This window comes from Kaistia dalseonensis, assembly GCF_030814715.1.
Lineage (GTDB): Bacteria > Pseudomonadota > Alphaproteobacteria > Rhizobiales > Kaistiaceae > Kaistia > Kaistia dalseonensis.
Genome location: NZ_JAUSVO010000006.1, coordinates 263,365 through 288,439, shown reverse-complemented (window position 1 = coordinate 288,439; position 25,075 = coordinate 263,365). Strand labels below are relative to the sequence as shown.

Below are 25,075 nucleotides of genomic sequence, written 5' to 3'. Positions count from 1 at the left end.
ACGGGAACCGCCAGCGGCCGCTCGTTGGAAGCATGCAGCCTCGTGCCGAGCGGCCGGTGATTGTTCAGCTCATGCCGGGCCGTAGCCGCCGCCCGTCGGCGTCGTGACGATCACCGCCTCGCCGGGCTTCAGCACCGTCTGGTCGCAGCCCTGCAGTTCCTCGATCGTTCCGTCGATGCGGCGAACCTCGGTGCGGCCGATCATGCCGGGATCGCCGCCGGCGAGGCCGTGCGGATAGACGGTGCGGTGGGAGGCGAGAATGGCGCAATCCATCTCCTCCAGGAAGCGCAGCGTGCGCTTGGTGCCGCCGCCGGCCGACCACTGGCCCCGGCCACCTGATCCTTCGCGGACGTGGAAATCCTCGAGCAGGACGGGGAAGCGGAATTCCAGCACTTCGGGGTCCGTCAGGCGCGAATTGGTCATGTGGGTATGAACGCCGTCCGTGCCGTCGAAGCCTTCGCCATTGTTGAACACACCTGCCGGTGAGCCGGAGCAGATGGTCTCGTAATATTGGTAGGTCTGGTTGCCGAAGGTCAGATTGTTCATCGTGCCCTGCGCCGAGGACAGCGCCCCGAGCGCGCCGAACAGCGCGTTCGTCACATGCTGGCTGGTCTCGACATTGCCGGCGACGACCGCCGCCGGATAACGCGGCGCCAGCATCGAGCCTTCGGGAATGATGATGTTGATCGGCCTGAGGCAGCCGGCATTCATCGGGATATCGCCCTCGACCATCACGCGGAAGGCATAGAGCACGGCGGCGCGCGTCACCGGCTCGGGCGCGTTGAAATTGGTCGCCTGCTGCGCGCTGGTGCCGGTGAAATCGACCGTCGCCTCGCGTTTGTCGCGGTCGAGCGTGATCTTGACCTTGATCACCGCGCCCTGGTCGGTCTGGACCTCGAACTCGGAATCCTTGAGCGCCGAAAGCACGCGGCGAACGCTCTCGGCCGCATTGTCCTGCACATGGCCCATATAGGCCGTGACCGTGTCCAGCCCAAAATGCTCGACCATCTTGCGCAGTTCTTGCACGCCCTTCTCGTTGGCGGCGATCTGCGCCTTCAGGTCGGCGACGTTCTGCACGACATTGCGCACGGGGTAGGGGTGGTTGGTCAGCACCTCGACCAGGGCCGCCTCGCGGAAATGGCCGCGATCGACGAGCTTCAGATTGTCGATCAGCACGCCTTCCTCGTCGACGGTCGTGGCGCGCGGCGTCATCGAGCCGGGGGCCGAGCCGCCTACATCGGCATGATGGCCACGGCTCGCGACGAAGAACAGGATCTCCTTTTCGGCATCGTCAAAGACGGGCGAGACGACCGTGATGTCGGGGAGATGCGTGCCGCCATTATAGGGGGCGTTCAGCGCATAGACGTCGCCCGGGCTCATCGTGCCGCGGTTCAGGTCGATGATCGTCTCGACGGAGCGATCCATCGAGCCGAGATGCACCGGCATATGCGGCGCGTTGGCGACGAGATGGCCTTCAGCGTCGAAGACGGCACAGGAGAAATCGAGCCGCTCCTTGATGTTGACCGAATAGGCCGTGTTCTGCAGCGTCACGCCCATCTGCTCGGCGATCGACATGAAGAGGTTGTTGAACACCTCCAACATGACTGGGTCGGCTTCCGTGCCGAGAGCGCGGCTGCGCTGGAGCGGCACGACGCGCTTCAGCACGACATGGTCGCGCGCGGTGATCTCGGCCTGCCAGCCGGGCTCGACCACGATCGTCTGGTGCGGCTCGATCAGCAGGGCCGGGCCGGCCAGGACGGCGCCGCGCGGCAGGTCGGCGCGGAGGTGGATCGCGGCAGTATGGAAGCCGCCGCTGGAAAAGAGCGGCGCCTCGGCGGTGGGCGCGGGGTGGGATTCAGGTGCATCCAGCGCCGGCTCGATGATGGCGGCGCCACCGCCGACGGCCTCGACCTCCAGGCTTTCGACGACGATCGCCTTACCTTCGAAAACGAAGCCGAACTGCTTGCGATGGGCCTCCTCGAACGCGGCGATGGTCTCCTCGAGCGGCAGCCAGGACGGCGTGCCGGTCTCGGCATCCTTCTTCAGCACCTCGATCGGAATCGGCGTATCGGTGCCGTCATAGCGCAGATGGGCGCGGACGAAGATCGTGATCTCTGAATCGCTTACGCCCTGTCCTTGAAGTTCGCCGGCAACATCGTCTTCAAGTCTTGATTCAAGTGCGTGGAGCTCGGGATAGAGTTCCGCCGCGAGCCGCTTCACCACCGCCTTGCTGCGGTTGGAGCGGATATCGGCGAGGCCCATCCCATAGGCGGAGAGGATGCCCGAGAAGGGGTGGATCAGCACCGTGGTCATGCCGAGGCTATCCGCCACCATGCAGGCGCTCTGGCCGCCGGCGCCGCCGAAGCAGTTCAGCGCATAGCCGGTGACGTCATAGCCGCGCTGGACGGAGATCTTCTTGATCGCGTTCGCCATGTTCTCGACGGCGATCTTCAGGAAGCCGTCGGCGATCTCTTCGGCCGAGCGGCCATCGCCGATCTCGTTCGCGAGCGCCTCGAATTTCTCGCGCACGATCGCCGCGTCGAGCGGCTGGTCGCGGCCGGGGCCGAAGATACGGGGGAAATATTCCGGCCGGAGTTTTCCCGTCATGACATTGGCGTCGGTGACCGCGAGCGGGCCGCCGCGGCGATAGCAGGCGGGGCCGGGATTGGCGCCAGCCGAATCCGGGCCGACGCGGAAGCGCGCGCCGTCATAATGCAGGATCGAGCCGCCGCCGGCCGCCACCGTATGGATGCGCATCATCGGCGCGCGCATGCGCACGCCCGCGACCTCGGTCTCGAAGGAGCGCTCATAGGTGCCGTCGAAATGCGAGACGTCAGTCGACGTGCCGCCCATGTCGAAACCAATGACATGGCCAAAGCCGGCCTGCCGCGCTGTCTCGACCGCCGCCACCACGCCGCCGGCGGGGCCGGAGAGGATCGCGTCCTTGCCCTGGAACAGCTCGGCCGCGGTGAGCCCGCCCGAGGACATCATGAACATCAGGCGCGGGGCGTGGGTGTCGGACGGAGCGGAGCTCGACGAGGCCCCCTCTCCAACTCTCCCCCCTGCGGGGAGAGAGGGCCCGCCTGCGTCTGTCGCGGGCGTTTCCACAGCCGAGGCGGAAAAGCCCTCTCCCCGCAGGGGGGAGGGTTGGGAGGGGGCTTGCAGCGCAATGTCCTTCGGCAGCACGCCGAGTTCGCCCGCCACCTGCTCGACATAGCGGCGCAGGATCGGCGAGAGGTATGCGTCGACAACGGTGGTGTCGCCGCGCCCGACCAGCTTCATCAGCGGCGAGACACGGTGCGAGACCGAGATCTGTGGGAAGCCGACGGCCCGCGCGATGGCGGCGGCGATTTCCTCATGCGCCGGATATTTCCAGGCATGCATGAAGACGATGGCGACCGAGCGGAGGCCGTCGGCGAAGGCGGCGCGCAGCGCGGTCTCGATCTCGACCGGATCGGGCGAAATCTCGATCGTGCCGTCGACGCGGACGCGCTCGCCGATTTCGCTGACGCGTTCATAGAGCAGTTCGGGCTTGATGATCTTCTTGGCGAAGATGTCCGGCCGCGCCTGATAGCCGATCTTCAGCGCGTCGCGGAAACCGCGTGTGATGAGGAGGAGCGTGCGGTCGCCCTTGCGCTCGAGCAGCGCGTTGGTGGCGACGGTGGTGCCCATCTTCACGGTGTCGATCGCGCCGGCAGGAATCGATTCGCCCGTCGGCACGCCCATCAGTTCGCGAATGCCCTGGATGGCGGCATCGCGATAGGCGCCGGGGTTTTCGGAGAGCAGCTTGTGGGCGCGAATGGTGCCGTCGGGCTGGCGCGCGACGATATCCGTGAAGGTGCCGCCACGATCGATCCAGAAATCCCAGCCGACCGCCTTGGCACCCTTCGTCATGGTTGTCCCCTTGTTTTGTCTGCTCCCAAGAACCACAGCTCGCACGACCGCCGCAAGCGCGCAGCCGCCTTGCGAGGCGGTTCGCCACAAGGCGCGGAGCGGGTTGCCGCAACGGAGCCGGCGGAGCCGGGGGGCTCATGGCGGCGGGTGAATTTGCAAAGCGGGCGGGTGGATCGGGTGCCCGGACACTCGCTTCCCGTCGGGGCATGCCTTATGTTGCGGAGCCATGAGCATCTGGCAGCGCCTCGGCGAAATCATCTGTAGCATTCCCGGCACCTGCACGCTGATCGACCATATCGTCGATGCGGTGCGGGCGACATTCGGCACGGCGTCCGAACGGCGGCATGCATCCTTCTCGATCTCGATGATCGCGCTCGCCGCGAAAATGGCGAAGGCCGACGGCGTCGTGACCGGCGACGAGATCCGCGCCTTCGAGCAATTGTTCGAGATTCCGGACAATGAGCGGAAGAATGTCGCGCGGCTGTTCAATCTCGCCAAGCAGGATATTGGCGGCTTCGACGCCTATGCGCGTCGCATTCGCGGCCTGTTCGATGATGGCGACCCGATCTTCGAGGACATTGTCGACGGGCTGTTCCACATCGCCAAGGCCGACGGCATGGTGCATGAGGACGAGCTCGCCTTCCTGGCGCGGGTCGGAACCGAATTCGGCATGACGGAGGCGGCGTTCCAGCGTATCGCCGACCGCCATATCGTGCCGGAGGAGGGCGATCCCTATGCCATATTGGGCATCGATCGCTCGGCCTCCAATGACGATGTGAAGAAGCATTACCGGCGGATCGTCGCGCAGACCCATCCCGACAAGCTGATCGCGCGCGGCGTGCCGGCCGAGTTCATCGCGATCGCCACCGCCAAGCTCGCCGCGCTCAACGGCGCCTATGATCGCATCCGCCAGGAGCGCGCCTTCGCATGACCCCCGACAGCCGGCTGGTCGATCAGTTGCGGCCCTCGCCGAATTTCGGCCCGCGCGCCGAAGGCAAGCCGATCGACATATTGATCCTGCACTATACCGACATGGCGAGCGCCGAGGCCGCGATCGACCTCCTCAGCGATCCCGCCTCTCAGGTCTCCTGCCATTATGTCGTCGCCGAGGACGGCACGGTGACGCAGCTTGTCGCAGAGCGGGAACGGGCGTGGCACGCCGGCGTTTCATCCTGGCATGGCGAGACCGATATCAACTCCCGTTCGATCGGGATCGAGATCGCCAATCTGGGCCATGATCATGGCTATCCGGATTTCCCGGCGCGCCAGATCGAATCCGTGATCCGGCTCGGGTGCGACATTTGCGCTCGAAACGGGATCGTTCCGGAACGTGTTCTCGCACACTCGGACATTGCACCGACGCGCAAGCGCGACCCTGGCGAGAAGTTTCCCTGGGCCGATCTGGCGGCCTCCGGGCTTGGCCATTTCGTGACGCCCGAGCCGATGCGCGGCGGCCGATTCTTCCAGCGCGGCGAGGCCGGCGAGCCGATCGCGGCGCTGCAAGCCCTGCTGGCGTTCTACGGTTATGCAATTGAGATCAATGGCCGATTCGATGCCCATACCGAGACTGTCGTGACGGCATTCCAGCGCCATTTCCGGCCGGAGCGCGTGGATGGCATCGCCGATGCCTCGACCATCGCCACGTTGCACCGCCTGGCGCGCGCCTTGCCACCCCGGGCGGTGCCTGACGCTGCGGCAGGGGCGCAGGGTGGGGGATAAATTTCAGCAAGGCTATAATCACGAAATGTTAAAGGCTGTAATCTGTTTTTAGTTCGCCCGCCCCATTTCGGTGCGGTTGGGCACGGAAAGGATGCGCCATCGTCAACGATGTGAGTGCATCTCCCGGATGAAGAAGTTCTGCGTAACTGGTCTTGCCGCCCTTGTCGTTCTCGGCGGCCTCTCGGTTTCTTCCGCCCAGGCCGCCTCTGGCCGCCTCCTCAAGTCCAACGAGACCCGCATTGCCGCTGCCGATCGCAGCGATGGCCGGTTCGACAGCCTGATCGCAAGCTATGCGACGGCCAACAACGTTCCCCTCTCTCTTGCTCACGCCGTCATCACGGTCGAGAGCAACTACCAGCCCAACATGCGCGGCTCGGCCGGCGAGATCGGCCTGATGCAGGTCAAGCTGCAGACGGCGCGCGGCATGGGCTATACCGGCACGGCCAAGGGCCTCTACGAGCCGGCGACCAATATCCGCTACGGCATGCTGTATCTGGGCCAGGCCCGCAAGCTCGCCGGCGGCGACCTCTGCGGCACGATCCTGAAATATAATGGCGGCCATGGCGCGACGCGCATGTCCAAGGGGCCGCTGCGCTATTGCGGCAAGGTCCAGCAGCTGATCGCCTCCAACTGATCGGCGGACGGGTCGCTTCGGCGGCTTCGAATAACGGGGCGGGCTTGACCCGCACCCGTCTCCCCCCTAAGCCCCCTGAGCCAGCTGGCCGGACGGCCGCTCCTGCGAAACCGAAAGGTTGCAGGGGAGGAAAGTCCGGGCTCCATGGAAACACGGTGCCGGGTAACGCCCGGCGGGGGCGACCCCAGGGAAAGTGCCACAGAGAGCAGACCGCCCGGTGCGTTCGCGCGTCGGGTAAGGGTGAAAGGGTGGGGTAAGAGCCCACCGCGGTCCCAGCAATGGGAACGGCATGGTAAACCCCACCGGGAGCAAGACCGAATAGGGGCGGCACGGGCGAAAGCCCAGTCTGTTTCCGGACCCGCCGCCCGGGTTGGTCGCGTGAGACGTCCGGCAACGGGCGTCCAAGATGAATGGTCGTCGCGCGGCGGGCAACCGCCGCCTTACAGAACCCGGCTTATAGGCCAGCTGGCAAAAATCTGGCCCCGGGCTATCGCGGGCGTCGCACGAAGCGATGCTCGACCGCTGCGACGAGGCCATAGAAGATCAGGCCGAGCGCCGAGGCGATGAAGACGGCCGCGAACAGCCGGTCGGACTGGTAGTTGAAGGTCGACTGGATGATCAGTGCGCCCAGCCCCTGGTTGGAGCCGATCCACTCGCCGACAATGGCGCCGATGACGCAGCTCGTGGCGGCGATGCGCAGCGATGCGAAGAGCAGCGGCACCGATCGCGGCAGCCTAAGATGCAGGAACACCTCGACCCGGTTGGCGGAGAGGACGCGCATCAGTTCCATCTCGTTGGCGCTCTGCAATTGCAGGCCGCGCACCATGTTCACCAGCGTCGGGAAGAAGCAGATCACGGCCGCGATGATGACCTTGGGCAGCATGCCGAGGCCGAAGATCAGGATGATGATCGGCGCAAGCGCCAGGATCGGTATGGTGTTGAAGACCAGCACGACCGGGAAATAGGCACCCCGGATCGTGCGGCTGTGCACGAAGACGATGGCGAGGAGGATCGCGACGGCATTGCCGAACAGGAAGCCGAGCGCGCTTTCGATGATGGTCGGCCGCGCATTCTCGAGCAGGAAGCGCCAGTCGGTCACGAGCTTGGCGGCGACGGCGAGCGGCGTCGGCAGGATATAGGCCGGCATGCCGAGCGCCGGCACGAGGAACTGCCAGATCAGCAGGATCGATGCGGCGCCGAAGACCGGCAGGGCGACGGCGCCGAGACGGCGCTTGTTGAGCGTGTTCATGATGCCGACGCTCCGGCGGCGAGCAGGCCGCGCAGATGGACCATGGCGGCGATCGCCTCGGGCGCCTCGCGGGCCGAACGCCCATCCGCATCCTTCATCGCCGAGAGATCGAGGATTTCCTGGACCCGGCCGGGATGGGCCGCCAGCACCATGACGCGGCCGCCGAGATAGACCGCCTCCATGATCGAATGGGTGACGAACAGGATCGTAGTACCCGTCCGGCGCCAGATCGCGAGCAATTCATCGTTCAGCCGGTCGCGGGTGATTTCATCCAGAGCGCCGAAGGGCTCGTCCAGCAGCAGGATGCTGGGATTGCAGAGCAGCGCGCGGGCGATGGCGACGCGCTGGCGCTGGCCGCCGGAAAGCTGGTTGGGATAGCGGTCGGCAAAGCCGGCGAGGCCGACAAGCGCCAGCCATTCCTCGGCGTCGGTCTCGATCGGGGTCTCGATCGCGCCGCGCCCGATCTTGAGCGGCAGTTCCACATTCTGGCGGACGGTACGCCAGGGCAGCAAGGTCGCGTCCTGGAAGACGAAGGCGACCTTGCGCCGGCGCCGCGCCTGCTCCGCCGTGCCGCCCAGAACACTCAGCTTGCCGGAAGAGGGCGGCAGCAGGTCGGCGACCGCGCGCAGCAGGGTCGATTTCCCGCAGCCGGAGGGTCCGAGAATGGTCAGGAATTCGCCGCGCGCAACGGAGAGGTCGACGCCCTGCAGGACCGGCGCGACGGCGCCGCTCTCGTCGGGATAGCCGACCGCAAGGCCGGCTGCCTCGATCGCGATGATGGGAGATGTCACGGCCGGATTTCGCTCCTCTTGGCCAGAGCATTTCATGCGAAGGCCGGTTCGCCCGATATGCCCTGGCACCATGTCTTGCCGCATCGTCAGCGCGATGCGCAAAGCGTCTGAAATGCGTCAGCCGATCTTGGCCTAGCCGATCTTGGGCCGCTCGGCCGCGGTCAGTTCGAGGATCTTCGTCGTCATGACATCGTCGAGCTTGGGCGCCGTGCCCTTGAACTGGCCGATCTTGTCATAGATCGCGATCTGCTCGGCGATCGAAGCCGGATCGAACGTGCCCCATCCATCCTTCGCCGTGGCGGCGTCGAAGCTCAGCGAGAGGATGCGCGGGACGGTGGCGAGTTCGATCGCGAGATCGAGCTGGGGGTAAGCCGCGACCGTCAGCTCGACCGCTTCCTTGGGATTTGCATGGGTCCAGCCCCAGCCCTTGGCGACGGCGCCGATGAACTTGGCGAGCGTGTCCGAGTGATTGGCTATAGCGTCGTCGGTCGCGAAATACACGTTGGAATAAGAGGGCAGGCCGGTGTCGCTCATCATCAGATCGATGCGATCAGGGCCGATCACGGCGAGAGCCTGCGTGTTGGTGATCCATCCGGTCACGGCATCGACCTGGCCCGCGACCAGCGGCGTCATGTCGAAGCCGATATTGGTGATCGTCAGCGATGACGGATCGATGCCGTTCTTGGCGAGGATCGCGTCGAGCACGAAGCGGGCCGTCGGCTGGATGCCGATGCGCTTGCCCACCATGTCCTGCACGGTGCGGATCGGCGCCTTGGGCAGCGAATAGAAGGCGAACGGGCCCTGGCGGAAGCCGCAGGCGATGATCTTGACCGGGACGCCGGAGGCGCGGGCAAGCAGCAATTGGGCGGAATCCGAGAACTGGCCGAGCGCGGCCTGTCCGGTGACGACGGGCGGAACGGTCGAGGAATTCGGGCCGCCGGGCGAGAATTCGACATCGAGGCCGGCCGCCTCGAACAGGCCCTTCTTCAGCGCAACGATATCGCCGATCTGGCCGTTGCTCATCAGCCAGTCATACTGGACGACGACCTTGGCATTTTCCGCGCTCGCCTTTTCCGGCAGGAACAGGCTGAAGCCGGAGCCGGCCGCGGCCAGCGTGAAGGCACCGCCCTTCAGGAGAGAACGGCGATCGATACCATTTCGGGTCTTGGTCATGTCTGGCTCCTCGGAGCATCGCATCGGGGTGGAAAGAGCGTCGTTCGTCGCGTCGTCGCGGTATCAGGCGGTGAGTTCGGCCTTCTCGGGTTCGACATCGCCGACCGGCCCGCCATCGAGCCAGGCATAGAGCTCCCAGAGATTGTCGTCGGGATCGGCGAAATAGCAGCAGCGTGCATTCCAGACGAAGTCGGAGGGTGGCGCATGGAAGACGACGCCGCGACCGGCCAGTTCGGCATAGGCGGCATCGACGGCGGCGGGCGAGGGCAGCTCGAACGCGCCGCAGGCCTTGTGGACATGGGGCGGGGCGCGCAGGCCCGAAACGCCGGTATATTGCGAGATATGCCCGATCTCCCAGAGCGCGAGCGTCACGCCGGCGCCGGTGAAATCGGCGAAGCCCTCGGCGCGGCGCCGCAGCTTGAAGCCCATCTTCTCCGTGTAGAAGGCGACGGAGCGTTCGGCATCCTCCACCAGGAAGCAGATGTCGGTGATCGGAAAGGCTTGGGCGAAGGGCGTCATGGGAGCTCCGGACGATCAACAGGCCTGAAGTGTCGCCTGCTGGACCCGGCCGGGCTTTCGAGTTCCTGCGCTATGTTTCTCTGATCTTGCGCAGCCCTCAGAGCTGGTCGCGATAGGTCTTCGGTGTCGTGCCGGTCACGCGGCGGAAGACCGTGGAGAAATGCGCCTGGTTGGAGAAGCCCACGGCGTAGGCGATCTCGGAGAGGCCGCATTCCCGGTTCGGCATCATCGCCTTCGCCTGCTCGATCCGCCGCTCGGTCACGAATTGATGCGGCGTCTTGCCCGTCGCGCCCTTGAAGGCACGGCTGAAATGGAAGGGGCTGAGATTAGCGACCGCCGCGAGATCGGAAATGGAGAGGTCGGTCTCGCCGAGCCGCGCATCGACATAGTCGCTCACCCGACGCAGGCGCTGCGGTGACAGCGCGGGCGCGCGATCGGTGGTGGCGATCGTCGCGCCGCTGGTGAGCAGGCGGACGGTCGAAACGGCGAAGGCGATGCCGATCTGTTCGGAGAGCATTGAATCCGTGCCGTCCGGCCGGCTGGCGGTCTCGGCCAGCGCGCAGGCGAGATGGCGCGTGACGGGGTCGGTCGGCATCAGCAGCGCGCGCTCGTCGATCTCCTCCGGCGCGAACCGTCCCGGCGCGATCGACCGGTAGAGGTCCGGGTCCTGGAAGATGGAAATATAATCGGCGCTGTCGCCATCGACGAAGAGTGGCCGCCCGGCCGGCTGGAAGCCGAGCGAGAAGGCCGGCCGCTTCACCGTATGGGTGGTTCCGTCCTCGCCGAGGCGGAAGGCATAACGGCGGTGCGCGGTGCGGTTGATCGATATGCGATGCATGGCGCCGCAGGACAGCATCTGCCCGGCTTCGCTGTGATAGGCCTCGACGGTCAGGCCCGATCGCGACACCGCCGCATAGCCGGACAGCGCCGGCCGGCTGATCGCGAAGGCTTCCGAGGCGAAGGGGTTCTCCAGCATGGCGGGCTCGGTCTTTCGATCTCCATTGAATTTTCAATGCAATCCTCGTGCCGGACCTCGCGGATCCGCTGTTTTCCGCCACGGAAGCTCATCCTCGCGGTGGGCAAATCCGGCCGTGCAACCAAACCTTAAGCTTAACGGAGTTCAATCACTGACCATGGTTTCCACATCCCGTGGGGGCCGATTCCATTGACGCCCATACTGTCCCATGCTATCCCAAATCATCCTGGTTCGAGGGCGTACCCGACGGTCTGTAGCGGCCGGCGCTGGCTCTCCGTTTGCGTACCAGGCGTGCGTTCCCTGTCCGCGTCCGTCGGTTTCGATCCGTGCCCGGAGGCTGGGCAGGGGTAGGGCGGTCGTGTGTCAGGACAGGTCGGGCGGGAGGGGCAATGGACGAGTTCGTTTCCACCTTCACCAACCGGCTGGATTCCAAGGGCCGGGTGTCCATCCCGGCCTCTTTCCGGTCTGTGCTCATGCGTGACGGCTTCGAGGGGCTCTATTGTTGTCCGACGCTCGATCAGAATGCGGTGGATGCGGGAGGCAATCGTCTCCGGGAGCAGATCCGCGCGAGCCTCGCTCTCTTCGAGCCGTTCTCGGACGATCACGAATTCCTGTCGACGACGCTGATCGGCGAGAGCGAGATCCTGAAGGTCGATACGGAAGGGCGTGTCGGTCTGTCCGAGGCCATCAAGGCGCATGCCGGCATCGCCGATACGGTGACCTTCGTCGGCCAGGGCTACAAATTTCAGATATGGGAACCGCAGCGCTTCATCGCCTATCGCGAGGAAGCCAAGAACCGCGTGCGCGATCTGCGCAAGCGCATCGGTGGCCGTTCGTCGGGAGTGCAGCAATGAGCGGCGCGGACGCCAATGCGCGGCACGTGCCGGTGCTTCTCAACGAGGTGATCGCGCATCTGGCCCCAGCGCCGGGCGGTGTCTTCATCGACGGCACGTTCGGCCTTGGCGGCTATACGCGCGCCATCCTGGCGACGGGCGCCTCCGTGATCGCGATCGACCGCGATCCGACGGCCATCGCCGGCGGCGCCGAACTGGTGAAGGAAGCGGGTGGCCGCTTGCAACTGGTCGAGAGCCGCTTTGGCGAGCTCGATCAGGTCGCCGAGGAACTCGGCCATGCGAGCGTCGACGGCGTCGTGCTCGATATCGGCGTCTCCTCGATGCAACTCGACGAGGCCGAGCGCGGCTTCTCCTTCCGCTTCGACGGCCCGCTCGATATGCGCATGAGCCGTTCGGGCCCGAGCGCCGCCGACGTCGTCAATCAGATGGACCCACGCGATCTCGCGCGGATCATTTCCGCGCTCGGCGAGGAACGGCGCGCCGGATCGGTCGCCCGCGCCATCGCCGAGGACCGCAAGATCAAGCCATACCTGCGCACGAGCGAACTGGCGGGGCTGGTGGAGCGCGTCGTCGGCAAGAAGCCGTCCGACCCGATCCATCCGGCGACGCGCACGTTCCAGGCGCTGCGCATCTACGTCAACCAGGAGCTCGATGAACTCGGCGACGCGCTGGTCGCGGCCGAGCGCATCCTGAAACCGGGCGGCCGCCTCGTCGTCGTCAGCTTCCATTCGCTCGAGGACCGGATCGTCAAGCGCTTCTTCGCCGAGCGGAGCGAGGTGAGGGCGGGCGGTTCGCGCCACATGCCGGAGCGCACGGTCGCCGCGCCGACATTCCATCTGATCGACAAGGGTCCCGTGCTGCCGGGCGATGCCGAGACGGCGCGCAATCCGCGCGCCCGATCGGCCAAGTTGCGCGCCGGCATCCGCACCGAGGCGCCCTCGCGCCCCTTCGATGCGGAGGCCGCGGGCGTTCCATCCTTGCCGGAATTCAAGGCGGAGAAGCCATGATGTCGAAGACGGTCAACGTCGTCTGGGTCGCCTTGATGGTCACCGGTGCCGTCTTCACCTATGCGATGAAGGACGGCGCCGGCCGCGCCGCCGACCGCGTGATGGCGCTGCGAGCCGACATCGCGCGCGAGAAGGAACAGCTGACGGTGCTGAAGGCCGAGTGGAGCGTGCTCGACCAGCCGGCACGGCTCCAGTCGCTGGTCGCGCGCTATGGCAGCTATCTCAATCTTCAGCCGCTCGACGTGCGCCAGCTTGCCTCCATCGCCGACGTGCCGGCCAAGCCGCCGACGCCGGATGCCGGCCTCGACACCATGCGAACTGCAACGATACCGAAGGCCCCGTCCTCGGTCGCGCAATCGGGGATCCAGCCATGACCATGACGCTCACGGACCATCCCGACGTCTTCAGCCCCGCCTCGGGCCGTCGCAAAGTGGCCAAGCTCAAGGGTGCGAGCAAGGCGCGCAGCGACCAGACCCGCAGCCGCGTGATCCTCGCCATGGGCGCCTTCATGCTGGTCTATGGCGTGATCAGCGGCCGGCTGATGATGCTCGGCATGACCGACCAGTCGACGCTGGGCGGTCGTGGCGGCGGCGCGCAGGCGGTGTCCACCGCGCGGCCCGACATCGTCGATCGCAATGGCGAAATCCTGGCGACCGATATCAAGTCGGCCTCGCTCTTCGCCGAGCCCAACAAGATCATCGATCCGGACGAGGCGACCGAGCTGATCACCAGCGTGCTGCCGGATCTCGATGCGACCGCGCTTCGCAAGAAGCTCTCGACGCAGGCCGGCTTCGTCTGGGTCAAGCGCCAGATCACGCCGCAGCAGCAGACGCAGATCCACGATCTCGGCATTCCCGGCGTCGGCTTCCTGACCGAGAACCGCCGCTTCTATCCCGGCGGCCCCGCCGCCGCGCACATTGTCGGCCTCGTGAACACCGACAATCAGGGCATTGCCGGCATTGAGCGCGCCATTGACGAGCGCGGGCTGAGCGACCTGCACCAGGCGGGTTTCGCGGTGAAGAGCGCGGCGCTCGAGCCCGTGCGCCTCTCCGTCGACCTGCGCGTGCAGCACGTGCTGCGCGACGAACTGGTCGGCGCAATGGAGAAATACAAGGCGGCCGCGGCTATGGGCGCGATCGTCAACGCCAAGACCGGCGAGGTCCTGGCGCTCGCCTCGCTGCCGGATTTCGACCCGAACAACCCGGTCGACGCCAACAAGCCCGATCGCCTCAATCGCATGACGGCCGGCAGCTATGAGCTCGGTTCGGTCTTCAAGAGCTTCACCTTCGCCATGGCGCTCGAATCCGGCAAGGTGAAGATGACGGACAGTTTCGATGCGCGGGCGCCGCTGCGCGTCGGCCGCTTCACCATCCATGATTCCCACAGCCTCGGCCGCGTGCTGAGCGTGCCGGAGATCTTCCAGTATTCGTCGAATATCGGCACGGCCCGCATGGCCATGACGGTCGGCCAGACGCTGCAGCAGCAATATTTGAAGCAGTTCGGCCTCGCGACCAAGCTGCAGACGGATCTGCCGGAAGTGGCGACGCCGCAATTGCCGAAGCGCTGGAGCGACGTAACGACCATGACCGTCGCTTTCGGCCACGGCATCGCGATCACGCCGATGCAGGCCGTGATGGGCGACGTCGCGCTCGTCAATGGCGGTCATCTCCTGTCGCCGACCTTCTTCCCCCGGACGCAGGAGCAGGCCTTCGCCGATTCGACCGTGATGGTGTCGAAGAAGACGAGCGACGAAATGCGCTGGCTCTTCCGCTTCAACGCCGTCAATGGCTCGGGCCGCCATGCCGACGTGCCCGGCTATGTCGTCGGCGGCAAGACCGGAACGGCGGAAAAGATCGTCAACGGGCGCTACGTCAACGGCCACTACCTCAATTCCTTCCTCGCCAGCTTCCCGATGGACGACCCGCAATATGTGCTGCTGGTCTCCGTCGATGATCCGAAGCCGGAGAAGCCGAACCTGCCGGCGCTCGCCGCCTGGAATGCTGCCTTCGTCGCCGGCAATGTTATTCGTCGTTCTGCCCAATTCCTGGGCGTTACGCCGCGTACGGAGCAGGAAGGCCACCCCGATGCCATGCTTGTGTCGTATTGAGCGCGGATGAGCGGGGGCCGTCCGTTCCAACGATAGACAGGACCTCGCAGCTCATGCGCCTAGGCGACCTAGCCTCGACCCTCTTCCCGATCACCCCAACGGCCGCAGCCGTCGAGATCACGGGGATTTCGGCGGACAGCCGGGCCATCGTCCCCGGCACGCTGTTCGCCGCCCTGAAGGGTGTTGCCGCCGATGGCGCCCGCTTCGCGCCCGACGCGGTCAAGCGCGGTGCCGCCGCTGTCCTTTGCGGCCTCGATTCCCTCGTCCCTGACGATATCGGCGTGCCCGTGCTGCGCGCCGCGGATCCGCGCATCGCGCTCTCTCTGCTCGCGGCGCGGTTCTATCCGCTGCAGCCCGAGCACATCGTCGCCATCACCGGCACCAGCGGCAAGACCTCGGTCGCCGCCTTCGTCCGCCAGATCTTCGAGGCGGCGGGCCATCAGGCGGCCTCGGTCGGCACGATCGGCGTCGTGTCGCCGGCCGGCTCGAACTATGGCAGCCTCACCACGCCCGATCCCGTGCAACTGCATCAGATCCTCGACCGTCTGGCGCGCGAGGGCGTGACGCATGCCGCGATCGAGGCGTCGAGCCATGGGCTCGACCAGCACCGGCTCGACGGCGTGCGCATCAGCGCTGCCGGCTTCACCAATCTCGGCCGCGACCACATGGATTATCATCCGACGGTCGAGGACTATTTCGCCGCCAAGATGCGGCTCTTCGGCGATCTGCTGCCCGAGGGCGCGCCGGCCGTGGTCGATGCCGATGGCGGCTATGCGGAGGCGGTGATGGCCACCATCGCGCGGCGCGGGCAGCGGCTCATCGATGTCGGCGCGAAGGGCAGGGCGATCAAGCTGGTTTCCGCGACGCCGGACCGCTTCAGCCAGAGCCTCGATCTCATCGTCTTCGGCCAGTCGATGCGGGTCGAACTTCCGCTGCTCGGCGATTTCCAGGTTTCCAATGCTCTGGTTGCGGCGGGCCTTGCGATCGGCGCCGGCGTCGCGCCGGAAACGGCGATCGCGGCGCTCGGCCGTCTCGTCGGCGCGCCCGGCCGGCTCGAACTGGTCGGCACGACGGCGAAGGGGGCGATGGTCTTCATCGACTATGCCCACAAGCCCGACGCGCTCGATCACGCGCTGGCAGCGCTGCGGCCGGTCACCAAGGGCCGGCTGATCGCGCTCTTCGGCGCGGGCGGCGACCGCGATGCCGGCAAGCGCCCGTTGATGGGCGAGGCGGCGGCGCGCCATGCCGATCTCGTCATCGTGACGGACGACAATCCACGCTCGGAAGATCCCGCCGCCATCCGCAAGGCCGTCATGGCCGGCGCGCCCGATGCGATCGAGATCGGCGACAGGGGCCGCGCCATCTCGGAAGCGATCGGCATGCTCGAAGCGGGCGATGTTCTCTGCGTCGCGGGCAAGGGGCACGAGACCGGGCAGATCATTGCCGGCGTCGTGCATCATTTCTCCGATCATGAGGTGGTGGCCGCCGCGCTCGCAACGGAGGTCGCCGCATGACCCAGCCCCTGTGGACATTCGCCGATTTCGTCGCCGCCATGAATGGCCGACCGACCGGGCTTGAGCCCGGCGTCATTTCCGGCATCTCGATCGACAGCCGCACGACGGCGCCGGGCGATGCCTTCTTCGCCATCCGCGGCGACCAGTTCGACGGGCATGATTTCGTCGGCAGCGCCGCCGCCCATGGCGCCTCGGTGGCCGTGATTGCGGAGGAGCGGCTGGCCGCCCTCGGCCGCATGACACTGCCGCTCGTGGTGGTGAGCGACGTTCTGCACGCGCTCGAGGCGCTCGGCCTCGCGGCCCGGGCGCGCTCAATGGCGCGGATCGTCGCGGTCACGGGCAGCGTCGGCAAAACCTCGACCAAGGAAATGCTGGCCCGCGCGCTCGCCGGGAGCGGCCCGACGCATTATTCGCCGGCCTCCTTCAACAATCACTGGGGCGTGCCGCTGACCTTGTCGCGCCTGCCTGCCGATGCGCGCTATGCCGTGTTCGAAATCGGCATGAACCATCCGGGCGAGATCACGCCGCTGGTCGGCATGGTCCGTCCGCATGTCGCGATCGTCACGAACATCGAGGCGGTGCATCTGCAGTATTTCGAGGACGGGATCGACGGCATCGTCCGAGCCAAGGCGGAGATCTTCTCCGGCATCGAGCCCGGCGGTGCCGCGATCCTCAATCGCGACAATCCGCATTTCGAAAAGCTGGCGCTGCTCGCGATCGATGCCGGCGTCGAGCGCGTGCTGGGCTTCGGACAGGGCGCGGGTGCCGAGGGGCGGCTGCTGGCGGTCGACCTGCAGGCGGATCATTCGCTCGTCACGGCCAATATTCTCGGCAATGAGATCAGCTTCACGATCGGGGCGCCGGGTCGGCATCTCGTGCAGAACGCGCTCGCCGTGCTGCTCGCCACCGTCGAACTCGGTGCCGATATCGAGCTGGCGGCGACCGCGCTCGGTGCCATGGCGGCGCCCAAGGGACGCGGCGCGCGGCACCAGATCTGGATCGATGGCGGACAGGCGACGCTGATCGACGAGAGCTATAATGCGAGCCCGACCTCGATGCGGGCCGCCATGGCCGTGCTCGCCACCACGGCGCCGGCTGGCGCGGGCCGGCGGATCGCCGTGCTCGGGGACATGCTGGAACTCGGCCCGGACACGCAGCGCCTTCATGCCGAACTCGTCGATCCGCTGATGCAGGCGGGCGTCGACCGCGTCTATCTCGCTGGTCCGTCCATGCATGCGCTCTGGGAGGTCTTGCCGGCAGCCATGCAGGGCCATTATGCGGAAAAGGCGAGCGAACTCGAATTGATTCTCGTCGAAGAGGTCGCCGCCGGTGACGTGGTGATGGTCAAGGGTTCGAATGGTAGCCGCATGGCGCCATTGGTCGAAACCCTGAAGACGCGTTTCTCGCCCCATGCCGAGCGTGATCCCGGCCTACAAGGACCCAACTGATGCTCTATTTCCTGGGGGACCTCTCCGCGCAATTCTCCGCGCTCAACGTCTTCCGCTACATCACCTTCCGGGCGGGTGGGGCGGCGATGACGGCGCTGATCTTCGTGTTCCTGTTCGGTCCGAGCATCATTCGCGGCCTTCGCCTGAAACAGGGCCGCGGCCAGCCGATCCGCGAGGACGGCCCGCAGAGCCATCTCGCCAAGAAGGGCACGCCCACCATGGGCGGCCTGATGATCCTGTCCGGCCTGACGGTCTCGACGCTGCTCTGGGCGAACCTGTCGAGCTTCTATGTCTGGACCGTGCTGGGCGTGACGCTCGGCTTCGGCATGATCGGCTTCTATGACGATTATCTCAAAGTCACGAAGCAGAGCCACAAGGGCTTCTCCGGCAAGTCGCGCCTGCTGGTCGAATTCGCGATGGCGGCCATCGCCTGCTTCGTCATTTCACGCCTTTCGGCAGGTCCGCTCGCCGATGCGCTGACGTTCCCCTTCATCAAGTCCTGGGTCATCGATCTCGGCTGGTTCTTCATTCCCTTCGGCGCCTTCGTCATCGTGGGCGCGGGCAATGCCGTGAACCTGACGGACGGTCTCGACGGCCTCGCCATCGTGCCGGTCATGGTGGCGGCGGCGAGCTTCGGCATCATGGCCTATCTCTCCGGCAATGCCGTTTTTGCCGAATATCTGCAGATCCATTTCGTGCCCGGCACGGGCGAACTTGCCGTTCTCTGCGCCGCCATGTTCGGCGCCGGCCTCGGCTTCCTCTGGTTCAACGCGCCGCCGGCGGCGATCTTCATGGGCGACACCGGCTCGCTCGCCCTCGGCGGTCTTCTGGGCGCGATCGCAGTTGCGACCAAGCACGAGATCGTGCTCGCCATCATTGGCGGCCTGTTCGTGCTGGAAGCCGTCTCGGTGATCATCCAGGTCGCCTCGTTCAAGCTGACGGGCAAGCGCGTCTTCAGGATGGCGCCGATCCACCATCATTTCGAACAGCTCGGCTGGACCGAGCCGCAGGTCGTGATCCGCTTCTGGATCATCGCGGTCGTGCTGGCCTTCATCGGCCTTTCCAGCCTGAAGATCCGTTGAGGGGCAGGGCGGCATGATCCCGATCACCAGCTTCGCGGACAAGAAGGTCGCCGTATTCGGCTTGGGCGGCAGCGGCCTCGTGACCGCCAAGGCGCTGGTCGCCGGTGGCGCCGACGTCATCGCCTGGGACGACAATCCCGATTCGGTCGCCAATGCCGCAGCGTCGGACGTGCCGACGCGGGATCTGCACGATATCGATTTCGCCACGCTCGAGGCACTCATCCTCTCGCCCGGCGTGCCGCTGACGCATCCGCAGCCGCACTGGACCGTCGTCAAGGCGAAGGCGGCCAAGATCGAGATCATCGGTGATATCGAGCTCTTCTGCCGCGAGCGCCGCGCCGTGGCGCCGGGCGCGACGTTCATCGCCATCACCGGCACGAACGGCAAGTCGACCACGACGGCGCTGATCGCCCATCTCTTCAAGACCGACGGCTGGGATGTCCAGCTCGGCGGCAATATCGGCACCGCCATCCTCTCGCTCGAGCCGCTCGACAGCGACCGCGTCTATGTCGTCGAGTGCTCGTCGTTCCAGATCGACCTGACGCCCTCGATCGACCCGACAGTGGGCGTGCTCCTCAACATCACCGAGGACCATCTCGACCGGCACGGCTCCATGGAGCGCTATGCCGCGATCAAGGCCCGGCTCGTGCTCGGTGCACAGACGGCCGTCATCGGCATTGACGACGACTGGTGCACGACGATCGCCACCGATCTCGACCGGGCGCGCAAGCCGGTGGAGCGGATCTCGGTCCGCCGGCCGGTGACGAACGGCTTCTTTGCCGATCGCGGCCGGATCTTCGAGGCTGAGAATGCCACCGTGCACCAGGTTGCCGATCTGGACGGGATCGGATCGCTGCGCGGGCTGCACAATGCGCAGAACGCCGCCGCCGCGATCGCGGCCGCCCGCGTGATCGGCGTGGCCGAGCCGATGATCGTCAAGGGGCTGAAGAGCTTCCCCGGCCTAGCGCACCGCATGGAAGAGGTGACGCGCATCGGCAAGGTGCTGTTCGTCAACGATTCCAAGGCGACCAATGCCGATGCGGCCGAAAAGGCGCTGGCGAGCTTCGACCACATCTACTGGATCGCGGGCGGCAAGGCGAAGACGAGCGGCATCACCAGCCTGGCGCCCTATTTCCCCAAGATCGCGAAGGCCTATCTGATCGGAGCGGCCGCCGAGGAATTCGCGAAAACGCTCGAAGGCAAGGTCCCGGTCGTGATGGCCGGCACGATGGAGGCCGCGGTCAAGGCTGCCGCCAGCGATGCGGCGCTCGACGCGGCGAAGGAGTCGGTCGTGCTGCTGTCGCCGGCCTGCGCCTCCTATGACCAGTACCGGAACTTCGAGAAGCGCGGCGATCATTTCCGCGATCTCGTGCAGGCGCTCAATCCAGCCAGAACCACTGTAGAGGTGAAGTGATGGTCAGCCGGGCCGATCGTGGCGTCTTTGCCGAATGGTGGTGGACGGTCGACAAGTTTCTGCTCTTCGGCGTCATCGCGCTGATGATCGGCGGCGTGGTGCTCTCGCTCGCGGGCAGCCCGCCGGTCGCCGAGCGCATCGGCCTCGACAGCTTCCACTTCGTGAAGCGCCATGTGGCATTCCTGATCCCGACGCTGGCGATCCTGATCGCCACCTCGCTGCTTTCGCCGCGCAATGTCCGCCGGGCCACGCTGATCGTGTTCGTGATCGCGATCGTGCTGATGTTCGCGACGCTCTTCATCGGGCAGGAGGTCAAGGGCGCGCGGCGCTGGATCAATCTCGCCGGCTTCTCGCTGCAGCCGTCGGAGTTCATGAAGCCGGCCTTCGTCGTGCTCTCCGCCTGGCTGTTCACTGAAAGCTCGCGCGGCAGCGACATCCCCGGCAACCTCTTCGCGATCCTGCTTTTGACCATAGTGGTCGCGCTGCTCGTCGCGCAGCCCGATCTCGGCCAGACCATGCTCGTGGTCATCGCCTGGTCGACGGTCTTCTTCCTCGCCGGCCTTTCCTGGATCTGGATCGGCGGATTGGCGGGCCTCGGCGCGCTCGGTATCCTGGCGGCCTATACGGTGTTTCCGCACTTTGCCGGCCGCATCAACCGCTTCCTCGATCCCGCGACGGGCGACACGTTCCAGGTCGATACTGCGCTTGAATCCGTGCTGCGCGGCGGCTGGTTCGGACGCGGTCCGGGCGAGGGCGTGGTCAAGCGCATCCTGCCGGACAGTCATACCGACTTCATCTTCGCTGTCGCGGCGGAGGAGTTCGGCATCATTCTCTGCATGCTGCTGGTGCTGGTCTTCGCCTTCATCGTCATTCGCGGCCTGAGCCACAGCCTGAAGAACCAGGACGCCTTCGTCCGCCTCGCCTCGGCCGGGCTGATGGTGCTCTTCGGCGTGCAGTCCTGCATCAACATGTCGGTGAACCTGAACCTGATGCCGGCCAAGGGCATGACGCTGCCCTTCGTCTCCTATGGTGGCTCGTCCATGCTGGCGCTCGCCTTCCAGATGGGGCTGGTGCTGGCGCTGACGCGTCGCCGCTTCGAGCCGGTAAGTTTCAGCCGCGGGTTCAGCCGTTTCGACAATGTGACGCCGAAGGCCGCCTGACCTCATGGCCGACACGATCCTTCTCTGCGCGGGTGGCACGGGCGGTCATCTCTTTCCGGCCGAGGCGCTCGCTCATGCGTTGAAGCGGCGCGGCTGGCGCATCGATCTCGCGACCGATCACCGGGCCGAGACCTATGGACAGGATTTTCCCGCGACGGAACTGCACATCATCCGTTCCGCGACGCCCTCGGTGAAATCGCCCGTCGTGATGGCAGCGGCGGCATGGAGCCTCTGGCGCGGCTATTGGCAGGCGCGCAGTCTCCTCAACACGCTGAAGCCGAAGGCCGTCGTCGGCTTTGGCGGCTATCCGACCGTTCCGCCCATGCTGGCGGCGGCGCATAAGGGCATTCCCACCATCGTGCACGACGCTAATGCCGTGCTCGGCCGTGCCAACAAGCTGCTGGCGCCGCGCGCGACGGTGCTTGCGACCAGCTTTCCCGGCGTGGCGCTCGGGCCCGGCGTCCGGACGACGGTCGTTCAGACCGGCAATCCCGTCCGCCGCGCCGTGGTCGAGGCGAGCGCCATCGCGCCGGAGGCGCTTTCGGCGGACCGGCCGCTGCGGGTGGTGATATTCGGCGGCAGCCAGGGAGCGCGCTTCTTCTCCGACCTGCTGCCCGAGGCGCTGGCAAAGCTCGATCCCGCGACCCGCGCGCGCCTTTCCCTGGTCCAGCAATGCCGACCCGAGGACATGGAGCGGGTGCGCGCCGCCTATGACAAGCTCGGCGTCTCGGCTGAACTGGCGCCGTTCTTCCGCGACATGCCCGCGCGCATCGCCTGGAGCGATCTCGTCATCTCGCGCTCCGGCGCCTCGACGGTCTGTGAGCTCGCCGTCATCGGGCGGCCCGCGATCATGGTGCCGCTGCCCGGCGCGATCGACCAGGACCAGAGCGCCAACGCGCTCGTGCTCGAAAAGGCCGGTGGCGGCTGGGTCGTGCCGCAGGCGCAGTTGACAGCGGACCGTCTTTCGCAGGAATTGTCCGCCTTTCTCGTGGCGCCCGGGCGTCTGGTCGAGGCGGCGCACGCAGCGCGGTCCGTCGGCCGGCCGGATGCGGACGAGCGTCTGGCCGATCTGGTCGAGCGCGTCGTCAGCGGCGCCACGCTCGATGCACCATTCGGAGTTTCTCCATGAAAATGCCCCGGGACATTGGTCCCGTCCATTTCGTCGGTATCGGTGGTATCGGCATGAGCGGCATCGCCGAGGTGCTGGTCAATCTCGGCTATCGGGTCCAGGGTTCGGACGCGGCCGAGAACGCCAATGTCCAGCGCCTGCGCGCCAAGGGCGTCACCATCACGATCGGCCATGACGCCGCCAATCTCGGTGATGCGCGTGTCGTCGTGGTGTCCTCGGCGATCAAGTCGAGCAATCCGGAGCTGAAGGCCGCGCGCGAGCGCTTGCTGCCCGTCGTGCGGCGCGCCGAGATGCTGGCCGAGCTGATGCGCCTCAAGAGTGCCATCGCCATCGCCGGCACCCATGGCAAGACCACCACGACGTCCATGGTCGCAGCGCTGCTCGACGCCGGCGGCTTCGATCCGACCGTCATCAATGGCGGCATCATCAACGCCTATGGCACCAATGCTCGCATCGGCGCCAGCGACTGGGTGGTCGTCGAGGCCGATGAGAGCGACGGCACCTTCATCAAGCTTCCGGCCGATGTCGCTCTGGTGACCAATATCGATCCCGAGCATCTCGACCATTACGGCTCGTTCGACAAGGTGCGCGACGCCTTCAAGCAGTTCATCGAGAATGTGCCCTTCTATGGCTTTGCCGTGATGTGCATCGACCATCCCGAGGTCCAGTCGCTGATCGGCCGGATCGAGGATCGCCGCATCATCACCTATGGCGCCAATCCGCAGGCTGATATCCGCTATCGCGATTTGCGCACCGAGGGCGCGACCTCGCGCTTCACCGCCGTCATCCGTGACCGCGCGAGCGGGGCGATGTCGGAGATCGTCGGGCTCTCGCTGCCAATGCCGGGCGAGCACAATGTGCAGAACGCGACCGGCGCCATCGCGATCGCGCATCATCTCGGCATTTCGGATGAGGCGATCCGCAAGGGCCTCGCCTCGTTCGGCGGCGTCAAGCGGCGCTTCACCCATACGGGTTCGTGGAACGGAGTCGAGATCTTCGACGATTATGGCCACCACCCGGTCGAGATCGGCGCCGTGCTGAAGGCTGCCCGCTCGGCGACGCAGGGCCGCGTGATCGCCGTCGTGCAGCCGCATCGCTATTCGCGCCTGCACGACCTCTTCGACGGCTTCTGCACCTGTTTCAACGACGCCGATACGGTGATCGTCGCGCCGGTCTATGCGGCGGGCGAGAGCCCGATCCCCGGCATCGACCGCGACCATCTCGTGGACGGGCTGAAGGTGCGCGGCCATCGCGATGCGCGCCCGCTCGAAGGGCCGGAGCAACTGGCCGGCATGATCGCCGACATCGCCAAGCCGGGCGATTTCGTCGTCTGCCTCGGCGCTGGCTCGATCACCAATTGGGCACAGGCCCTGCCGAAAGAACTCGAGGCTCTGGGCCGCGCATCGTGAGTTTTCCGCCGCTCGATATCGACCTGGCCGGCCTGCGCGGGCGATTGACGCCGAATTTCGCGCTCGATGCGATCACGTGGTTTCGCGTCGGTGGTCCGGCGCAGGCGCTGTTCCAGCCGGCCGACGAGGACGATCTCGCGCTGTTCCTGGAGCGGCTCGCCGACGATATTCCGGTGCTCGTGGTCGGTGTCGGCTCGAACCTGCTGGTGCGCGATGGCGGCATAGCCGGGGTGGTGATCCGCCTCTCGGCGAAGGGGTTCGGATCGGCTGTAGCAGAGGCGGGCGATCGCATCCGCGTCGGTACGGCGCTGCCGGACAAGCGGGTGGCGGCCTTTGCGCTCGAGCAGGGCCTCAGCGGCTTTGCTTTCTATCACGGCATACCCGGCGGCATGGGCGGCGCGCTCAGGATGAATGCCGGCGCCAATGGCGGCGAGACGCGCCAGCGTCTCGTCGAGGTCAGGGCGGTCGACCGTAAGGGGCGCCGGCACGTCCTCTCCAACGCCGATATGGGCTTCACCTATCGTCATACGGCGGCGCCGGATGATCTCATCTTCACCGAGGCTGTCTTTCAGGGCGAACCGGCCGACCCCGCCGTGATCAAGGCGGCGATGGACGAGGTCGAGGCACATCGCGAGCGCGCCCAGCCGATTCGCGAGAAGACCGGCGGATCGACCTTCAAGAACCCGCCGGGCGAATCAGCCTGGAAGCTGATCGACGCCGCGGGCTGCCGCGGCCTGCGCATCGGTGGTGCCCAGGTCTCGGAGATGCACTGCAACTTCCTGATCAATACGGGCGGCGCCACCGCGCATGATCTGGAACTGCTTGGCGAGACGGTCCGTGCGCGGGTGTTCGCGACGAGCGGCATCCGCCTCGACTGGGAGATCAAGCGGCTCGGCCTGCCGTTGCTCGGTGGTGCGGTGGAGCCGTTCCTCGGTACGTGAGCGATCGTTGCTCGAATACAACATCGCTTGATAGCATCATCAGGCCACGTCAGGG

The 25,075-nt window shown here is 66.2% G+C and carries 21 protein-coding genes and 1 other RNA gene; 16 read left to right on the top strand and 6 right to left on the bottom strand.

The window, feature by feature from the left end; all coding sequences use genetic code 11:
• Window positions 1-69: 69 nt before the first annotated feature.
• Complete coding sequence (locus QO014_RS20800; RefSeq protein WP_266350673.1) at window positions 70-3,894, bottom strand: hydantoinase B/oxoprolinase family protein; 3,825 nt, start codon at window positions 3,892-3,894, stop codon at window positions 70-72.
• A 226-nt stretch (window positions 3,895-4,120) separates the two neighbouring features.
• Between QO014_RS20800 and QO014_RS20795 the strand changes: the two genes are divergently transcribed.
• The 4 genes from QO014_RS20795 (at window position 4,121) to rnpB (ending at window position 6,720) form a co-directional block, all read left to right on the top strand.
• Window positions 4,121-4,825, top strand: a complete 705-nt coding sequence (locus QO014_RS20795) for a J domain-containing protein (RefSeq protein WP_266350672.1) — start codon at window positions 4,121-4,123, stop codon at window positions 4,823-4,825.
• Window positions 4,822-5,613, top strand: coding sequence for an N-acetylmuramoyl-L-alanine amidase (locus QO014_RS20790; RefSeq protein ID WP_266350671.1), 792 nt, complete (start codon window positions 4,822-4,824; stop codon window positions 5,611-5,613). Before QO014_RS20795 ends, QO014_RS20790 begins: the two co-directional genes overlap by 4 nt.
• 127 nt (window positions 5,614-5,740) lie before the next feature.
• Complete coding sequence (locus tag QO014_RS20785) at window positions 5,741-6,247, top strand: lytic transglycosylase domain-containing protein (protein WP_307258956.1); 507 nt, start codon at window positions 5,741-5,743, stop codon at window positions 6,245-6,247.
• Between the two features lie 80 nt (window positions 6,248-6,327).
• Window positions 6,328-6,720, top strand: an RNA gene (gene rnpB / locus QO014_RS20780) — RNase P RNA component class A.
• Between the two features lie 14 nt (window positions 6,721-6,734).
• Here rnpB and QO014_RS20775 read toward each other — a convergent pair.
• The 5 genes from QO014_RS20775 to QO014_RS20755 form a co-directional block, all read right to left on the bottom strand.
• Window positions 6,735-7,496, bottom strand: coding sequence for an ABC transporter permease (locus QO014_RS20775; protein ID WP_266350670.1), 762 nt, complete (start codon window positions 7,494-7,496; stop codon window positions 6,735-6,737).
• Window positions 7,493-8,323: an ABC transporter ATP-binding protein gene (locus QO014_RS20770; protein ID WP_266350669.1), complete on the bottom strand. Its 831-nt coding sequence runs from the start codon at window positions 8,321-8,323 to the stop codon at window positions 7,493-7,495. Before QO014_RS20770 ends, QO014_RS20775 begins: the two co-directional genes overlap by 4 nt.
• Window positions 8,324-8,419: 96 nt before the next feature.
• Window positions 8,420-9,460 carry an ABC transporter substrate-binding protein gene (locus QO014_RS20765; protein WP_266350668.1) on the bottom strand — a complete coding sequence of 347 codons (1,041 nt, stop codon included), beginning with the start codon at window positions 9,458-9,460 and terminating at the stop codon, window positions 8,420-8,422.
• 63 nt (window positions 9,461-9,523) lie between these two features.
• Window positions 9,524-9,979 carry a VOC family protein gene (locus QO014_RS20760; protein ID WP_266350667.1) on the bottom strand — a complete coding sequence of 152 codons (456 nt, stop codon included), beginning with the start codon at window positions 9,977-9,979 and terminating at the stop codon, window positions 9,524-9,526.
• 97 nt (window positions 9,980-10,076) lie between these two features.
• Entirely contained in the window at window positions 10,077-10,955 is an 879-nt protein-coding gene (locus tag QO014_RS20755; protein ID WP_266350666.1) for a helix-turn-helix domain-containing protein, read from the bottom strand.
• A gap of 389 nt (window positions 10,956-11,344) precedes the next feature.
• Here QO014_RS20755 and QO014_RS20750 point away from each other — a divergent pair, with 389 nt between their 5' ends.
• From QO014_RS20750 to murB, 12 genes are read left to right on the top strand one after another with little or no spacing between them, the layout of a single operon-like run.
• Entirely contained in the window at window positions 11,345-11,809 is a 465-nt protein-coding gene (locus QO014_RS20750; RefSeq protein WP_266350665.1) for a division/cell wall cluster transcriptional repressor MraZ, read from the top strand.
• On the top strand, window positions 11,806-12,816 hold the full coding sequence (rsmH, locus tag QO014_RS20745) for a 16S rRNA (cytosine(1402)-N(4))-methyltransferase RsmH (RefSeq protein WP_266350664.1): 1,011 nt from the start codon (window positions 11,806-11,808) through the stop codon (window positions 12,814-12,816). The genes QO014_RS20750 and rsmH overlap by 4 nt, the downstream gene beginning before the upstream one ends.
• The gene (gene ftsL, locus QO014_RS20740) at window positions 12,813-13,190 is read left to right on the top strand and encodes a cell division protein FtsL (protein ID WP_266350663.1); all 378 of its coding nucleotides are present in this window, start codon (window positions 12,813-12,815) and stop codon (window positions 13,188-13,190) included. The genes rsmH and ftsL overlap by 4 nt, the downstream gene beginning before the upstream one ends.
• Window positions 13,187-14,923 (top strand): peptidoglycan D,D-transpeptidase FtsI family protein, encoded by a 1,737-nt coding sequence (locus QO014_RS20735; RefSeq protein WP_266350662.1) that lies wholly within the window; start codon window positions 13,187-13,189, stop codon window positions 14,921-14,923. The genes ftsL and QO014_RS20735 overlap by 4 nt, the downstream gene beginning before the upstream one ends.
• Window positions 14,924-14,976: 53 nt before the next feature.
• Window positions 14,977-16,437: a UDP-N-acetylmuramoyl-L-alanyl-D-glutamate--2,6-diaminopimelate ligase gene (locus QO014_RS20730; protein WP_266350661.1), complete on the top strand. Its 1,461-nt coding sequence runs from the start codon at window positions 14,977-14,979 to the stop codon at window positions 16,435-16,437.
• On the top strand, window positions 16,434-17,885 hold the full coding sequence (locus tag QO014_RS20725) for a UDP-N-acetylmuramoylalanyl-D-glutamyl-2,6-diaminopimelate--D-alanyl-D-alanine ligase (protein ID WP_266350660.1): 1,452 nt from the start codon (window positions 16,434-16,436) through the stop codon (window positions 17,883-17,885). The genes QO014_RS20730 and QO014_RS20725 overlap by 4 nt, the downstream gene beginning before the upstream one ends.
• Window positions 17,885-18,967: a phospho-N-acetylmuramoyl-pentapeptide-transferase gene (gene mraY / locus QO014_RS20720; protein ID WP_266350659.1), complete on the top strand. Its 1,083-nt coding sequence runs from the start codon at window positions 17,885-17,887 to the stop codon at window positions 18,965-18,967. The genes QO014_RS20725 and mraY overlap by 1 nt, the downstream gene beginning before the upstream one ends.
• 13 nt (window positions 18,968-18,980) lie before the next feature.
• Window positions 18,981-20,381, top strand: coding sequence for a UDP-N-acetylmuramoyl-L-alanine--D-glutamate ligase (murD, locus tag QO014_RS20715; RefSeq protein WP_266350658.1), 1,401 nt, complete (start codon window positions 18,981-18,983; stop codon window positions 20,379-20,381).
• Window positions 20,381-21,541: a putative lipid II flippase FtsW gene (gene ftsW / locus QO014_RS20710; protein ID WP_266350657.1), complete on the top strand. Its 1,161-nt coding sequence runs from the start codon at window positions 20,381-20,383 to the stop codon at window positions 21,539-21,541. The genes murD and ftsW overlap by 1 nt, the downstream gene beginning before the upstream one ends.
• A 4-nt stretch (window positions 21,542-21,545) precedes the next feature.
• Window positions 21,546-22,670 (top strand): undecaprenyldiphospho-muramoylpentapeptide beta-N-acetylglucosaminyltransferase, encoded by a 1,125-nt coding sequence (murG, locus tag QO014_RS20705; protein ID WP_266350656.1) that lies wholly within the window; start codon window positions 21,546-21,548, stop codon window positions 22,668-22,670.
• Window positions 22,667-24,079, top strand: coding sequence for a UDP-N-acetylmuramate--L-alanine ligase (gene murC / locus QO014_RS20700; protein ID WP_266350655.1), 1,413 nt, complete (start codon window positions 22,667-22,669; stop codon window positions 24,077-24,079). The genes murG and murC overlap by 4 nt, the downstream gene beginning before the upstream one ends.
• Window positions 24,073-25,020 (top strand): UDP-N-acetylmuramate dehydrogenase, encoded by a 948-nt coding sequence (gene murB / locus QO014_RS20695; protein WP_370877192.1) that lies wholly within the window; start codon window positions 24,073-24,075, stop codon window positions 25,018-25,020. Before murC ends, murB begins: the two co-directional genes overlap by 7 nt.
• Window positions 25,021-25,075 lie beyond the last annotated feature (55 nt).

Coding starts and splice junctions, on each gene's coding strand:
- QO014_RS20800 (WP_266350673.1), bottom strand. CDS start 3,894: ATGACGAAGGGTGCCAAGGCGGTCGGCTGGGATTTCTGGATCGATCGT.
- QO014_RS20795 (WP_266350672.1), top strand. CDS start 4,121: ATGAGCATCTGGCAGCGCCTCGGCGAAATCATCTGTAGCATTCCCGGC.
- QO014_RS20790 (WP_266350671.1), top strand. CDS start 4,822: ATGACCCCCGACAGCCGGCTGGTCGATCAGTTGCGGCCCTCGCCGAAT.
- QO014_RS20785 (WP_307258956.1), top strand. CDS start 5,741: ATGAAGAAGTTCTGCGTAACTGGTCTTGCCGCCCTTGTCGTTCTCGGC.
- QO014_RS20775 (WP_266350670.1), bottom strand. CDS start 7,496: ATGAACACGCTCAACAAGCGCCGTCTCGGCGCCGTCGCCCTGCCGGTC.
- QO014_RS20770 (WP_266350669.1), bottom strand. CDS start 8,323: ATGAAATGCTCTGGCCAAGAGGAGCGAAATCCGGCCGTGACATCTCCC.
- QO014_RS20765 (WP_266350668.1), bottom strand. CDS start 9,460: ATGACCAAGACCCGAAATGGTATCGATCGCCGTTCTCTCCTGAAGGGC.
- QO014_RS20760 (WP_266350667.1), bottom strand. CDS start 9,979: ATGACGCCCTTCGCCCAAGCCTTTCCGATCACCGACATCTGCTTCCTG.
- QO014_RS20755 (WP_266350666.1), bottom strand. CDS start 10,955: ATGCTGGAGAACCCCTTCGCCTCGGAAGCCTTCGCGATCAGCCGGCCG.
- QO014_RS20750 (WP_266350665.1), top strand. CDS start 11,345: ATGGACGAGTTCGTTTCCACCTTCACCAACCGGCTGGATTCCAAGGGC.
- rsmH (WP_266350664.1), top strand. CDS start 11,806: ATGAGCGGCGCGGACGCCAATGCGCGGCACGTGCCGGTGCTTCTCAAC.
- ftsL (WP_266350663.1), top strand. CDS start 12,813: ATGATGTCGAAGACGGTCAACGTCGTCTGGGTCGCCTTGATGGTCACC.
- QO014_RS20735 (WP_266350662.1), top strand. CDS start 13,187: ATGACCATGACGCTCACGGACCATCCCGACGTCTTCAGCCCCGCCTCG.
- QO014_RS20730 (WP_266350661.1), top strand. CDS start 14,977: ATGCGCCTAGGCGACCTAGCCTCGACCCTCTTCCCGATCACCCCAACG.
- QO014_RS20725 (WP_266350660.1), top strand. CDS start 16,434: ATGACCCAGCCCCTGTGGACATTCGCCGATTTCGTCGCCGCCATGAAT.
- mraY (WP_266350659.1), top strand. CDS start 17,885: ATGCTCTATTTCCTGGGGGACCTCTCCGCGCAATTCTCCGCGCTCAAC.
- murD (WP_266350658.1), top strand. CDS start 18,981: ATGATCCCGATCACCAGCTTCGCGGACAAGAAGGTCGCCGTATTCGGC.
- ftsW (WP_266350657.1), top strand. CDS start 20,381: ATGGTCAGCCGGGCCGATCGTGGCGTCTTTGCCGAATGGTGGTGGACG.
- murG (WP_266350656.1), top strand. CDS start 21,546: ATGGCCGACACGATCCTTCTCTGCGCGGGTGGCACGGGCGGTCATCTC.
- murC (WP_266350655.1), top strand. CDS start 22,667: ATGAAAATGCCCCGGGACATTGGTCCCGTCCATTTCGTCGGTATCGGT.